Here is a 12,726-nt window from a genome sequence, read left to right as displayed (position 1 = left end):
GCGGGTTATCCCGCCTCACGGGCTTCCTGCAGGTGAGCCACCAGTGCCTGCATCTGCTGCACCGTCCACGGCAGGTCCTTGCTGAGTTCGGCGCTGTTGTCGCTCCACATGGCGCGGGCGGCCGCCTTGGTGCCCTCGCTGCTGTGGAACCGGGAGCCCAGCTCATCCCAGCGGCGCACCAGCTCCCTCGCCTCCGGGCTGTTGGCAGGGACACCGGCGTCCACCTGGCGCAGGCCCTCCTTGACCATCCCGGCCCATTCGGTCCGGGATTCCTCGGTGGCTTCCGGGCCCAGCCGTTTGCGCTGTTCCTCGAGCTCCCGGCGCTGGTCCTCGGTGAAGTAGTTCTCGAACATCGTCATCCTTTCCAAAACGGTCATGAAATAAGCGGGGGCGGCGTCCCCCTGGTTGATGCGGCCCAGCAGGTCCCTGATGGTCCGCTGGAGCTGCCCGAGCTGGAGAGCCTGCCCGTCCAGTGCGTCCAGTTGGCGCTGCAGGAGATCCCGCATGGACTCCGGACTGCCACCCGACCGGTCCAGCACGGCGGCGATCCCGCCCAGCGGCACCCCCAGGCTCCGCAGGGCCCGGATGCTGTAGAGGCGCCTGAGGTCCTGGCCTGTGTAGCGGCGGTGGCCTGCCGCGGTCCGGGCGCTTGCCTGGAGCAGCCCGATGCTGTCGTAGTGGTGCAGCGCCCTGACAGTGACCCCCGTGGCCGCGGCCAGTTCGCCAATGCTCCAGCGCGGTTCATCCAGATGTTCCATACCGCCAACGGTAGGACCTGACGCCGCGTCAGGTTCAAGTCCTGGGACGGCGCTCCTTGAACAGACGGCGCTCCTTGAACAGAAGGCGCTGCTTGAACAGAAGGAAGGTGCAGCCGAAGGGGTTTCATTCAGTGAAACCGGCGGCGCGTCCGGAGCCGTCCATGGCCCAGAGTTGAGTCCATGAACGCGGAGCCCAGGATTGGCCCGCTCAAAGGCACAGGACAGAAACGGCGCGGCATACATGGAGTCAACGATGACGGTACTGCGGATCCAACGGGGGATCGAGTTCGCCCGGCCCCAAAACGCAGTCCCGCTGCTGCTGGACCTCTACCTTCCCGGTACTCCCGGGGAGGGCCCGGACCAGGACGGACGCCCTGCCGTGATCCACTTCCACGGGGGCGGCTGGCGGATGGGTGAGCGTTCCTCGCTGGGGCCCGGGGTGGACGGTTTCGGCCTCAGCCCCATCGAACAGCTGGTGGACGCCGGGTTCGTGGTGGCCTCCGCCGACTACCGCCTGACGGACGTTGCCACCTTCCCTGCCCAGCTGCTGGACGCCAGGGCGGCGGTCCGCTGGCTCCGCGCCCACGCTGCCCGCTATGGCGTGGATCCGCGCCGGATCTACGCCTGGGGCGATTCGGCAGGCGGCCACCTGGCCGCGCTCCTGGGCCTGACTGGCGGATCCTCCCAACCGGCCGGCAGCCTGGACGCCGGCACCCTGGACGCCGGCACCCTGGACCGCGACGGCAGGGACCAGGTTGCCGCCGTCGTGGCCTGGTACCCGCCCACGGACCTGGAACGCATGGGCGAACAGGCCAGGACGGATGCCATAGCCCGCGCCGATGACCCCGGCTCCCGTGAAGCGCTGTTGATCGGAGCGCAGCCGGCCGATGCCCCGGACAAGGCCAGGGCGGCCAGCCCCCTCACCTATGTGCATCCAGGCGTGCCTCCCTTCCTCCTGATCCACGGAACGGCGGACCGGTTCGTCCCCGTGGAGCAGTCCACCAGCCTCGCCGCAGCGCTGGAAGGTGCCGGTGCCGCCGTCGAACTTCTCCTGCTGGAAGACGCGGACCACATGTGGCAGCTGCCGGACGGCGGCAGCTCGGCGGCCGGGCAGGCAACCGCCGCCACCATTGATTTCCTTTGCCGGCAGGCAAAGCAGCACTGATTTCCCCACTTCCTTCGGTGCGCCACGCGCCCGGAACACACCCGAAAGGCACCTCCATGCAGTTCATTGGCATCACGCACCACGGCGAACCCTGGGCAGCAGCGCTCGCCGGTTCCCGCGTCCTCCCGCTGGCACCCGTCGCCGGCTTCTGGACCGACGCGGAAGGCTGGCAGGACAAGGCGGCAACGCAGGTTGCCGGCGCGGCAGAGCATGACGCGTCCGACGCCGGCGCCTGGCTGGAGCGCGGCACCGTCACCGAAGTGCCGCTCGTCCCGGCGTCCGCACGGGTCATCTGCGTGGGCCTGAACTACAAGGCGCACGTGGCGGAAGGCAGCTTCAAGGACCAGGAACTGCCGCCGTACCCCACCCTGTTTGCCCGCTGGACGGCGTCCCTGTCCGTGGGCAACGTCCCGGTTCCCGTCCCGGCCGGCGAGTCGGGACTGGACTGGGAGGGCGAAGTGGCCGCCTACATCGGCCGGCGCGTCGAGTCCGCGGATGAGGTAACAGCTGCCGGCGCCGTCTTTGGTTACTCCACCTTCAACGACATCACCTCCCGCAGGGCCCAGAAACTGACGTCGCAGTGGACCCTGGGCAAGAACGGCGACTTCAGCGGACCCCTTGGTCCACTGGTCAGCCGCGACGAGGTGGGCGACTTGCGGGACGGGCTGCAGGTGCGCACGCGCGTGAACGGAATCGAAGCCCAAAACGGCAACACCCGCGACATGATCTTCTCCGTCCCGGCCATCATCGCGCTCATCAGCCAAACGTTCACCCTGCACCCGGGCGACGTCATTGCCACCGGAACACCGGAAGGCGTGGGGTACGCCCGCACCCCGCAGTGGCTGCTGCAGCCCGGTGACACCGTCGAGGTGGAGATCGAGAAGCTCGGCACCCTGACCACGCCCGTGGGCGATCTCTCCCTCCGGAGCCGTGCCTGATGAGCACGTTCCAGAACGCCGGCCCCGCGGACATCCCGGAGGAGGCGCGGGTCCTGGTTTCCGGCGGCGGCCCCAGCGGGCTGTTCCTGGCCCTGGACCTGGCATCCCGCGGGGTCCCCAGCACCGTCATCGATCCCCGGACCGCCGTGGACCCCACCCGGCCCCGGGCCAAGACCACCAATGCCCGCACCATGACGCACCTGCGCCGGCTGGGCCTTGCCGACGCGCTCCGGAAGGCTTCGCCGCTGCCGGTGGACTACGCCCAGGACGTCATCTTCTGCACCGCGCTCACCGGGCCTTCCGCACATGAACTCCGCCGGTTCCGGCACGCCTTCCAGCTGGTTCCCGGCACCTACGGGCCCCAGCCGGAGTGCGGCCAGCAGGTGCCGCAGCCGGTCCTCGAAGAGGTGCTCCGCGCCGCCGTCGCGGACAACCCGCTGGTCACGTTTGTGACCGGGTGGTCCGTCCAGGAGGTCCAGGAGGTTCAGGGGCCGGGCGCCCGCGGAGACGAAGGCGGCAGCCATCACGCCGGACTTTCCCACGCCGCCGCTCCCGAAGATGCCGCTGATCCGGAAGGCGTGGCAGCCACGGCGCCGTACGCCGTCGTCATCGCCGATGTTTCCGGTACCTGCCGCACCATCCGCGCGAACTACGTTATTGGCGCCGACGGCGGATCCTCTGCGGTGCGCCGCAGCCTGGGCATGCGCCTGGAGGGCGGCTCCGCAGCCCTGTCCAACATCAGCATCCTGTTCCGTTCACGGTCACTGGCCTCCGCCGTCTCGCTGGATCCTGCCGTGCAGTATTGGGTGGTGGGATCGGAGACCTCGGGAATGGTGGGGCCCATGGACCGCACCGACACCTGGTGGGCGATTGTCCAGGGCGTGGATCCGGCCGTGACCGTCACCGCCGCCGATGCTGCCGCGATGGTCCGGGCGCTGGTAGGCACTGAGGTGGACGTCGAGGTGGTGGCCACGGATCCCTGGACTGCCCGCATGCTGCTGGCCCCGGAGTACAGCCGCGGCAACATCTTCCTGGTGGGCGACGCCGCCCACCTCAACCCGCCATGGGGCGGCCATGGCTTCAACACCTGCATCGGCGACGCCGCCAACCTGGCCTGGAAGCTCGCCGCCGCCGTCAACGGCTGGGCAGGCCCCGGCCTCCTGCCCAGCTACGGGGAAGAACGCCGGCCCGTGGCAGCCCGCACCATCCGCGACGCCGCGGAGAACGGCAAGGCCCTGGCGTACCATTTTGCGGACCCGCACCTGGCGCTTGCCGGGACCCGTGGTGACGCTGCGCGCCGGGCTGCCCACGACGCGCTCGCCGTGAAGCAGAGCGAGTTCGACTCCCTGGGCCTGGTCCTGGGCTACTCGTACGCGGAGTCGGCCCTCGTGGTTCCCGACGGCCTGCCAGTCCCGGCCGAAGACCCCATCCGCTACGTACCGTCCGCCAGCCCGGGCGCCCTGCTGCCGCACGCATGGCTGGCGGACGGCACCTCCCTGTACAGCCATCTGGGCACCGGATTCACGTTGCTGGTGGACGCCGGCGCGGCAGGCGCGACCGCGGCTGAAGTCGCCCAGCCGGTGTTGGCGGCCGCCGCCCGGACGGGCGTTCCGGTGACCGTCGCCGTCGTCGGACCTTCCTACGACGGCAGGCCCCTTTCCCACGTGTGGGGCGCCAACGCCGTGCTGGTCCGCCCGGACCAGCACGTGGCCTGGCGCGGAAATTCCGCCCCCGCCGCGGGCGCAGCCCTATCCGTGGCGGCCGGATGGTCGCCCACTTCCCTTGAGAACACCAGGAGCAACCGTGTCGACGCCGTCATTCCGTGATTACCTGTTTCCCCCGGACCACCCGCGCGTGGCGGACATCCGGGGCCTGAACGCCCGCGAGTACGCAGAAGCTGCCAAGACCGACCCGTTCGCCGGGCCCATGATCGAAGGCTGGCAGAAGCTTTACCCGCAGCCCTTCACCGGCATCACCAGCGACGGCGTGCGCCGGGAAGGCCTGTACCCGCTGGCACCGGCCCGGCCCGGGGAGGAAGCGCCTGCCGCGGAGATGGTGGCCGCGGCCCGCAAGCTGCTGGGCACCGTCACTGCGGACCAGGCGCGGAAGCTCAGCTACGCCGTGGATGCGCCCGAGTGGCAAAGCTGGGCCAACCCCGAATTCATGCAGCACGATACCGGGCTGCGCCTGGATGAGCTGGAACCACCGGTCCGCGACGCTGCCCTGGGCGTGGTGGAAGCAAGCCTGAGCCCGCAGGGGTTTGAGCTGGTGCGGAACCTGATGCGCATCAACGGGTTCCTGGGCGACCTGGTGGAGCTGCCGCTGCTCATGAACGAGTTCAGCTACAACTTTGCCCTCTACGGCGAACCGTCCGAGACCGAACCGTGGGGGTGGCAGCTCTTCGGCCACCACGCGGCGCTGAACTGCCTGGTGGCGGGGACGCAGCTGGTGGTGTCGCCGGTGTTCATGGGCGCCGAACCGGACATGATCGACGCCGGCCCGCACCGGGGCGTGAAGGTGTTCAAGGAGCGCATCGCCCTGGCCCGGCAGCTGATGGGCGCGCTGCCCGCCCAGCTCCGGGCTGGCGCCACCGTCTACGCGTCGATGGTGGACGCGGCCATGCCCGAAGGCCGCCTCCACCCGGGCGACGAGCGGCACCTTGGCGGGTGCTTCCAGGACAACCGGGTGATCCCCTGTGAGGGCATCCCCGTGCGGGATATGCCCACGGAGGCCCGTGAACTGCTGGACGCGGTGGTGGATGACTTCATCGCCTACCTGCCGGACGGGCCCCGCGCCGCACGGCGCCGGGAGATCCAGCAGCACTACGGTGAATCGTACTTCAGCTGGATCGGCGGCTGGGAGGGGGAGGAGGCCTTCTACTTCCGCCTGCAAAGCCCTGTGGTGGTGCTGGAACTGGACCATCACACCGGCGTGTTCCTCAGCAACGACGAACCGGCCCCCTTCCACATGCACACCGTGGTCCGTACCCCCAACGGCAACGACTACGGCCGCGAACTTGTCAGGCAATACCCATCGGCTGCTCCGTAACTGCCGTTTTGAGTGTCCGGAACGGCCGCTACGGAGCAATGGATTGATGACAAAGCCAGGGCCCGGATTTCCTTTCGGAAGTCCGGGCCCTGGCCTTGGGAGCAGCGGTTAGGGGATGTCCAGTGCCGCGCGGCGCTGGGGCGGCGGCCCCACCACCGTCAGGTCCATTTCGGCCTGGGCGCGGCCGAAACCTTCCATGTCCATATAGGGTTCGCCGCCCTCGGTGTACATGTAGTCCTCGGTGGGCTGGTTGAAGTACTCGAAGAACCCGTTGAAGACGGACGGCGTCAGGAACCCCACCATCTGGGTGTTGTGGGCGTCAAACGCGAACGAGTGGATGGTCCCGGCGGGGGCGTGCACAAAGTCGCCCTTGGTCAGCAGCATTTCCCGGCCGTTGGCGTACAGCCACATCCGGCCCTCCGTGCAGAGGAAGTTTTCCGTGTGCTGTGAGTGGAAGTGCAACGGGATGTAGGGGGACTTGGCGCCCTTGGTGTGCACGGCGAAGTAGTTCGAACCGGTGTTCGCCGGCCGGGACAGGTAGGTGAACATGGTCTGGTAGCTGACCAGCCGCTCACCCTCCCCGGCACTCAGGAAGTAGGGGCTCTGCGCAGGCGGGAGGCCGGCGTCGTGCTTGAACGACGGCGCCACGCGCTGGACGTCCGGGAAGGTGATGCCGAACTCGGCGCCCACCTCCGCCTGCTCCTGCAGGCTGGCCTTGTGTCCCGCGCGCACCGGCGGGATGTGCGAATCGATGGGCGTGCCCACCCGCTCGTAGTACTTTTCGCCGCCGCCGGGCGTCATCCAGTTCAGGAACCGCGTGTAGTGGCTCGCCATCCGGTAGGCGTGCGGGGTGTTCGGCGGGATGACCACCGAGTCTCCGGGGGTGAGGATCCTGCTCTCGCCGGGCAGCCAGACGTGCAGGATCCCGTCGAAGACGTAGAGGGTCTTGTGTTCGATGCTGTGGCTGACAAAGGGGGATTCGGTCCCCATTCCGCCGGAGATGTAGGCCGCGCTGAAGATGCCGCCCGTATCGGCGGCGCGGGCGATGACAGTTACTAACTGGCCGTTGATTTCGTAGCGCGCGCCCTCGCCCGACGCCATGTAATACGGGACTGCCTCTCCGGGCAGCACGTTGGCCGCCGGGAGCTGCTTGTTCATTTCCTCAACGCTGAGGGACATGGTTTCCTTCTTTCCAGTCGGCCGGCCTTTGCCGGAGCGTGACCTACATCATGGCTGTCCATCGCTCCGGCCACGAGTGCAGATTCCAATGGTTGGAAACCGAACGCAGTTGGCCGTCGTGCCCCTGCTAGCCCTCACATTCCTTGCAGTACTTCTTGCCATCCTTCTCGCGCGCCAACTGGCTGCGGTGGTGGACCAGGAAGCAGGACATACAGGTGAATTCGTCTGCCTGCACCGGGACCACCTGGATGAGGAGTTCCTCGTTGGAGAGGTCCGCGCCGGGCAGCTCGAAGCTGTCCGCCAGGTCCGTTTCGTCCATATCGGGAGCTGCCTCCCGGCGGCCGGACTTATCGGACTTCAGCTCCTCCAGGGCGACGTTCGGCTCTTCCTCGGGCGTGACCCGTGGAGCGTCGTAGTCAACTGACATGTGGTGTGTTCTCCTGTCCAGCTGCTGATGTCCAGATTGTTCTGGACAGATCGACAACGCCGGACGCGGGCAACAAATTCCCGTGCCCCGGCATCCGGCGCCGCCCCGGCATCCGGCGCCGCCCCGGCATCCGGCGCCGCCCCGGCATGCGGCCCGTGCGGCGGGCATGAACGGTGGCGCTCACCGGAAGTCAGTCCCCGCCAGACCGGCACAGGCGTCCCACAGCCGCCGCCGCGCCTCCGGGTCAGAACCCATGCCGGGGGTGGGAAGCTCTTTCCGGCCTGCCCACAGCTTGCCGGTCAGCACCGCCGTCTCGGGTGAGGTTGCCAGCCAGAGCGGCGTGTCGGCAGCCTTCTCTGCCGACTTTCCCAGGGTGTTCGTGATCCACCGGAACGGGCCGCCCACGTCCTGCAACAGCCCCGTGTTCTTCACCAGTCCGGGATGGACGGCGTTGACCACCACCCCTGTTCCACGCAGCCTGGCGGCGAATTCCTGGGTCAGGAGGACCCGGCCCAGCATGGTGGGCGGCGTGGAACGGAGGAAGCTGTATTTCCCCTTCGCCGTCTGCAGGTCATCGAAGGGGATCCGGACATTGCCGTACTTGGACGCGATGTTGATGACGCGCGACGGCAGGGCGGCGGACGCACCCTTCCTGAGATCGTCCAGCAGGAGCCCGGTGACCAGGTAGTAGGACATCACGTTGGTGGCGAAGGTGAGCTCCAGCCCTTCGGCAGTTTCAAGGCGTTCCTTGCGGAACACGCCGGCCGCGTTCACCAGCACATCCAGCCTGCCGTGACGGGAGCGGAACCCGTCCACGGCAGAGCGGATCGAAGACTGCAGTGACAGGTCGCAGGCCAGCGGCTCAAGCTCCGCGCCCGGAACGCGGGTCCGGATATCGGCCATCGCCGCCTGGGCACGCGCGACGGTCCGGCCCACCACCACGACAGTTGCGCCTTCGCGGGCAAGTCCGGCAGCCACTGCCCGCCCGATCCCACCGGTGGCACCGGTCACCAACGCAATACGCCCGTTCAACCGTGCCATGCCCATCGCCTCCAGCGAGTCCGTGTTCCGGGACTATCCCAGCACTATCCGGTAGATCTGGCCAGAGCCTTCCGGACCGGACTCAGGTGCCCGGGCCGTTACGGTGCAGCGATGCCCCTGGTCAGCTTGCGGATCCCGTCGTGCTTCGGGCCGGTGGCCGCGGCCGTTGAAGTTTTGGTTGGCGTGCTGCAGCCAGCCGGAGCGGCCCTGGCGACAGGAAGACCTCTTAGTGGTTGGCTGTTGGTGCCGTCACTAAGAGGTCTTCACTTGTTCACAACTGAATCAACGTTGTGGGACGTTCAGCGAGTCCGTGATCATCTCAAGGGAGATATCCCGTCATCCAGCTTTTGGGTCTAACCGGCGAGGCCGCGGGCAGCTGAGCTTGGGGACATGGCCGCGGCCGTGAGGACGGACGTTTCCCGTTCGCTCTGCTGCACCTCGTCGAGCTCCTTGAGGGTGTACTTTTTGGTCTCCTTGGCGGTCAGGGCTGAGGCTCCGGCCAGGACCATGAACCCGAGCGCGACCATGGACGGTCCGACCCAATCTTTCAGGTCGGGGCCAGCGAGGGCTGTCGAGAGAACGGGGCCGATGACGCCCGAGATGGCGAAGCCGACCTGAGTCCCAAGGGCGAGTCCGGAGACGCGCAGGCGGCCGGGGAACATCTCCGCGAAGAATGACGGCCAGGACGCGTTCACCATTGAGTAGAAGAGGGAGTAGTTGATGATGCCGAACAGGAAGATCAGCGACCAGTTCCCGGTCGTGATTGACCACAGGTAGGGGACCATCGTGACGCCCACGCCGCCCGTTGCGATGAGGAACATCGTCTTGCGGCCGATCTTGTCCACAAGGAATCCTGCGAGGGGCGTGATGCCGAGGGCGATCACGGCCGAGACGGTAGTCGTCAGGAGCATGGTCGGCTTATCCAGCTTGTAGCCGGCGGTACCGAATGCCACCGAGAAGGTCTGCATCATGTAGCTCGTGCCCGCGATGAGGGCACAGAACACGATCCGCAGCACCGCACGCCAGTGGAAGCGCAGAAGATGCCGGAGGGGAGCAACGTTCACCTTGGCGGCCTGGGCCTTTACGAACTCCGGCGGCTCCTCGATGTGGCGGCGGATCAGGTAGGCAGCGACGACTACGAGGGCGGAGGCCCAGAACGGCAGCCGCCAACCCCAGCTCAGCAACTGCTCCGAGGGCATGGCGGCGATCGGGATGAAGACCAGCAGGGTAAGCAGCGTGCCGGAGGAGGAACCCAAGGTGGTGAAGCTCGCGAGGAACCCGCGCCGGCCTTCGGAAGCATGCTCCAGGCTCATGGTGATGGCACTGGGCTGCTCGCCGGAAAGGCACAGTCCCTGGATGACGCGGATCAGCACGAGCAGGACTGGAGCAAGAGGCCCGATTTGGGCGTATGTGGGGAGGCACCCGATCAGGAAGGTGCAGCCGCCGATGCCGAACAGTGTGATCATCATGACGAACTTGCGGCCGCGACGATCGCCCAGCGGCCCCAGGATGAGGGAGCCGAGGGGGCGCACCGCGTAGCCGACCGCGAAGGTGATCATGGCGAGCAGTACGCTGAGGCCCTGGGGCAGCTCGGGTGAAAAGAAGAGCACGTTCAGAACCAGCGCCGACGAGGTGCCGTACACCGCGAAGTCGTAGTACTCCAACGTCGTACCGATCCAGGCCGCGATTGCGGCCTTGACCGGGGTCTTCCTGGGAAGTGTGGTTTCTGTCATTTCGTCTCCGTGGGTGATGGGTGAACACCGGTTGCCGCTAAACCTGGGCTCTCGGAAAGAGATCTTGAGTGGAATGTCCTGTTGGTCCTGCTGTGAGCTCTCTCGCAAATCGTGTTTACGGCTTTGCGGACCGGCCTCAAACATCAAGTTAACGTTTGCGGTATGGGTCACACAAAGTCGGCTTTTATGTACCTACATAGCGATTTGTTATGGCTTGGAGTCGAAGGACCGGAGACCTTGGACAACACGGAAGCTCGCCGTGGAACGGGGATGGGAGGGCGGAAGGCCCGCCGGCCCGCCGGCCGGGGATCAGGCGGGACGATTACTGCGGCTGGGCCACACGCAAGCCGACGCCCCTGGTCATTTTGCGGATTTCGTCGGACTTAAGCCCGCTTGCCCCGGCAAGTTGGTAGTCGTCAAGGAGCCGGGATTTCCTGGCCAGGGCCAGAACCTGCGTTCGTTGTTCTTCCGCGTCGTTCCGGGCGCCTTCTGCTGCCGCCAGCTCCGAAGCCAATCCCGCAATGAGGTGAAGATGCCCGCTCCGGGTTTGGCCGGACGGGTACAGCTCGCCGCGTGCCAGCGCGGCAGACCGGATACTTGCTGCAGGCTGTCCGGCGGCCTTCGCGACGGCGGCAACCTTCACGCCATCGCACACGGCCTGGGCAAGGCAATCACCCAACTCGGCGGTGAGGGCACGTACCCTGCTGGACCGAAGTGCGAGGGTCGTCCTCAGCTGGGCCAGCATGGCCAGGACTTGTTGGGCTCGGGCCGTGGCGGGGTCCGGCTTCGGGACGCCGCGGTACCGGTACGCTGCCACGCCGGCCGCGCCCGTGCCGGTCCTGGCTGAACGCGGAGGTATCCGATCGTGAATTTTTCTGCCGGGCACCTCTGCTCCCTGTCTCCGTTGGTGTTCGCCTGCCCGCGCGGCTTCCCGCCCGTCGGACGTGGAGGCGTCGCGGGGGCCGGCGGTGTGCCTTCATTGGGCCCGTTATCCACCCTGCAGGTTACGCCCCGGTCAAACCGGCAGGGCAATACCGAAAGTACTTGGAGCAATAGGCGAAAGTTCTAGGTGCTCCGTCATAAGGGCTGCTTATCTGTCCACGCACTTTAGGTCTTATCCAAGGGGGCGGCTCCTTCCCTAGGCTCAAATGAACCACCCCCATCCGTACCGGAAGCCTGGAAGACACCATGCCTGAATTCGTGCCCGCATCACGCGTAACCCGTATCAAATCCTCACCCAGCGTTGCCGCGGCGGCCCGTGTCCGGGAGCTCAAGGCCGAGGGCCGCCGGATCCTGGACCTGACGGTCGGCGAGCCGGACTTCGACACGCCCCAGCACATCAAGGACGCTGCCGTCGCGGCCATCGACCGTGGTGAAACCAAGTACACATCGGTCACCGGGACGCCCGAACTGCAAAAGGCCATCCTGCAGACGCTGCACCGCAAAACAGGGCAGCAGTACACCGCCGGCGAAATCACCATCGGGGGAGGCGGCAAGCAGGTCATCTTCACCGCGTTCATGGCCACCCTCGATCCGGGCGACGAAGTTGTCATTCCAGCGCCGTACTGGGTCTCCTACCCGGACATGGTGCTCGCCAACGAAGGCACCCCCGTCATCGTTTCCTGTGGTGAGGACACCGGTTTCAAACTAACCCCCGAGGCACTGGCAGGCGCACTGACGGAGCACACCAAGTGGGTCATCCTCAACACGCCCTCCAACCCCACCGGAGCGGTCTACTCCCGCCAAGAACTGGCAGGCCTGGCCGCCGTCCTCAAGGACCACCCTGACGTCTATGTCCTCACCGATGAGATCTACGACGAGATCCACTTCGGCGAAGAGCCCATAACGGGTCTCGTGGCCGTTGCCCCTGAGCTTAAGGACCGCGTGCTGGTCACCAACGGGGTCTCCAAGGCCTACGCGATGACCGGATGGCGGCTGGGTTACGCCGGCGGCCCGGCGCCCCTGGTGGCTGCCATTAACAAGCTGCAGTCCCAAATGTCCTCCTGCCCGTCCTCGATCAGCCAGGCGGCTGCCGCCGCGGCACTCACCGGAGACCATGCGTTCGTCCGCGAAAGCGTGGAGGTGTACCGCGAACGGCGTGATGCGGCAGTCGCCGGGCTTAACGCGGTCAATGGCCTGCAGTGCGCGACGCCGGAAGGCGCCTTTTACGCGTACGTCAACTGCGCCGGGGTCATCGGCAAGACGACACCCGACGGCAGGCGGATCAGCAACGACGAGGACTTCACGTTGTATCTCCTGGAAGCGGCGTCCGTTGCCGTCATCCAGGGTTCGGCGTACGGACTAAGCCCCTACTTCCGGATTTCCTATGCCACCGGCCTGCCGGTGATCGAGGATTCCATCGCTGCCATCGAAAAGGCCGTCAGGGCGCTGGCCTGACCCAATCACTGCTTTGCCCACGCTTTCTACAAAACAGGAG

The 12,726-nt window shown here is 66.9% G+C and carries 11 protein-coding genes; 5 read left to right on the top strand and 6 right to left on the bottom strand.

The genetic code is table 11. The features are described from left to right. Positions 1-5 precede the first annotated feature (5 nt). Positions 6-758, bottom strand: a complete 753-nt coding sequence (locus FB478_RS14060; RefSeq protein WP_018772154.1) for a MerR family transcriptional regulator — start codon at positions 756-758, stop codon at positions 6-8. Positions 759-1,011: 253 nt separating this feature from the next. On the opposite strand from FB478_RS14060, the gene FB478_RS14055 reads away from it, so the two are divergent. The 4 genes from FB478_RS14055 to FB478_RS14040 are packed head-to-tail and all read left to right on the top strand — an operon-like array spanning position 1,012 to position 5,909. Next, positions 1,012-1,923 carry an alpha/beta hydrolase gene (locus FB478_RS14055; RefSeq protein WP_144600927.1) on the top strand — a complete coding sequence of 304 codons (912 nt, stop codon included), beginning with the start codon at positions 1,012-1,014 and terminating at the stop codon, positions 1,921-1,923. A gap of 56 nt (positions 1,924-1,979) precedes the next feature. Beyond that, positions 1,980-2,861, top strand: a complete 882-nt coding sequence (locus tag FB478_RS14050; protein WP_144600926.1) for a fumarylacetoacetate hydrolase family protein — start codon at positions 1,980-1,982, stop codon at positions 2,859-2,861. Further along, positions 2,861-4,687 carry an FAD-dependent monooxygenase gene (locus FB478_RS14045; protein ID WP_144600925.1) on the top strand — a complete coding sequence of 609 codons (1,827 nt, stop codon included), beginning with the start codon at positions 2,861-2,863 and terminating at the stop codon, positions 4,685-4,687. Before FB478_RS14050 ends, FB478_RS14045 begins: the two co-directional genes overlap by 1 nt. Then, positions 4,665-5,909 (top strand): DUF3500 domain-containing protein, encoded by a 1,245-nt coding sequence (locus tag FB478_RS14040; protein WP_144600924.1) that lies wholly within the window; start codon positions 4,665-4,667, stop codon positions 5,907-5,909. The genes FB478_RS14045 and FB478_RS14040 overlap by 23 nt, the downstream gene beginning before the upstream one ends. Positions 5,910-6,017: 108 nt before the next feature. Here FB478_RS14040 and FB478_RS14035 read toward each other — a convergent pair whose 3' ends face one another. The 5 genes from FB478_RS14035 to FB478_RS14015 form a co-directional block, all read right to left on the bottom strand. After that, a complete protein-coding gene (locus FB478_RS14035; protein ID WP_144600923.1) occupies positions 6,018-7,088 on the bottom strand; it encodes a quercetin 2,3-dioxygenase in 1,071 nt (356 codons plus the stop codon). A gap of 127 nt (positions 7,089-7,215) precedes the next feature. Then, positions 7,216-7,515, bottom strand: coding sequence for a DUF4193 domain-containing protein (locus FB478_RS14030; RefSeq protein WP_018772148.1), 300 nt, complete (start codon positions 7,513-7,515; stop codon positions 7,216-7,218). A 180-nt stretch (positions 7,516-7,695) separates the two neighbouring features. Beyond that, a complete protein-coding gene (locus FB478_RS14025) occupies positions 7,696-8,556 on the bottom strand; it encodes an SDR family NAD(P)-dependent oxidoreductase (RefSeq protein ID WP_235509714.1) in 861 nt (286 codons plus the stop codon). A gap of 353 nt (positions 8,557-8,909) precedes the next feature. Further along, positions 8,910-10,289 carry an MFS transporter gene (locus FB478_RS14020; protein ID WP_056388237.1) on the bottom strand — a complete coding sequence of 460 codons (1,380 nt, stop codon included), beginning with the start codon at positions 10,287-10,289 and terminating at the stop codon, positions 8,910-8,912. Positions 10,290-10,611: 322 nt separating this feature from the next. Then, positions 10,612-11,175, bottom strand: a complete 564-nt coding sequence (locus FB478_RS14015) for a hypothetical protein (RefSeq protein WP_261377410.1) — start codon at positions 11,173-11,175, stop codon at positions 10,612-10,614. 302 nt (positions 11,176-11,477) lie between these two features. Between FB478_RS14015 and FB478_RS14010 the strand changes: the two genes are divergently transcribed. Next, positions 11,478-12,686: an aspartate transaminase gene (locus FB478_RS14010; protein WP_018772099.1), complete on the top strand. Its 1,209-nt coding sequence runs from the start codon at positions 11,478-11,480 to the stop codon at positions 12,684-12,686. The last annotated feature ends 40 nt before the right edge of the window (positions 12,687-12,726 follow it).

The organism is Arthrobacter sp. AG367, assembly GCF_007828995.1.
Lineage (GTDB): Bacteria > Actinomycetota > Actinomycetes > Actinomycetales > Micrococcaceae > Arthrobacter.
This window is presented reverse-complemented; position numbering and strand designations above follow the sequence as displayed.

Coding starts and splice junctions, on each gene's coding strand:
- FB478_RS14060 (WP_018772154.1), bottom strand. CDS start 758: ATGGAACATCTGGATGAACCGCGCTGGAGCATTGGCGAACTGGCCGCG.
- FB478_RS14050 (WP_144600926.1), top strand. CDS start 1,980: ATGCAGTTCATTGGCATCACGCACCACGGCGAACCCTGGGCAGCAGCG.
- FB478_RS14055 (WP_144600927.1), top strand. CDS start 1,012: ATGACGGTACTGCGGATCCAACGGGGGATCGAGTTCGCCCGGCCCCAA.
- FB478_RS14020 (WP_056388237.1), bottom strand. CDS start 10,289: ATGACAGAAACCACACTTCCCAGGAAGACCCCGGTCAAGGCCGCAATC.
- FB478_RS14010 (WP_018772099.1), top strand. CDS start 11,478: ATGCCTGAATTCGTGCCCGCATCACGCGTAACCCGTATCAAATCCTCA.
- FB478_RS14025 (WP_235509714.1), bottom strand. CDS start 8,556: ATGGCACGGTTGAACGGGCGTATTGCGTTGGTGACCGGTGCCACCGGT.
- FB478_RS14035 (WP_144600923.1), bottom strand. CDS start 7,088: ATGTCCCTCAGCGTTGAGGAAATGAACAAGCAGCTCCCGGCGGCCAAC.
- FB478_RS14030 (WP_018772148.1), bottom strand. CDS start 7,515: ATGTCAGTTGACTACGACGCTCCACGGGTCACGCCCGAGGAAGAGCCG.
- FB478_RS14045 (WP_144600925.1), top strand. CDS start 2,861: ATGAGCACGTTCCAGAACGCCGGCCCCGCGGACATCCCGGAGGAGGCG.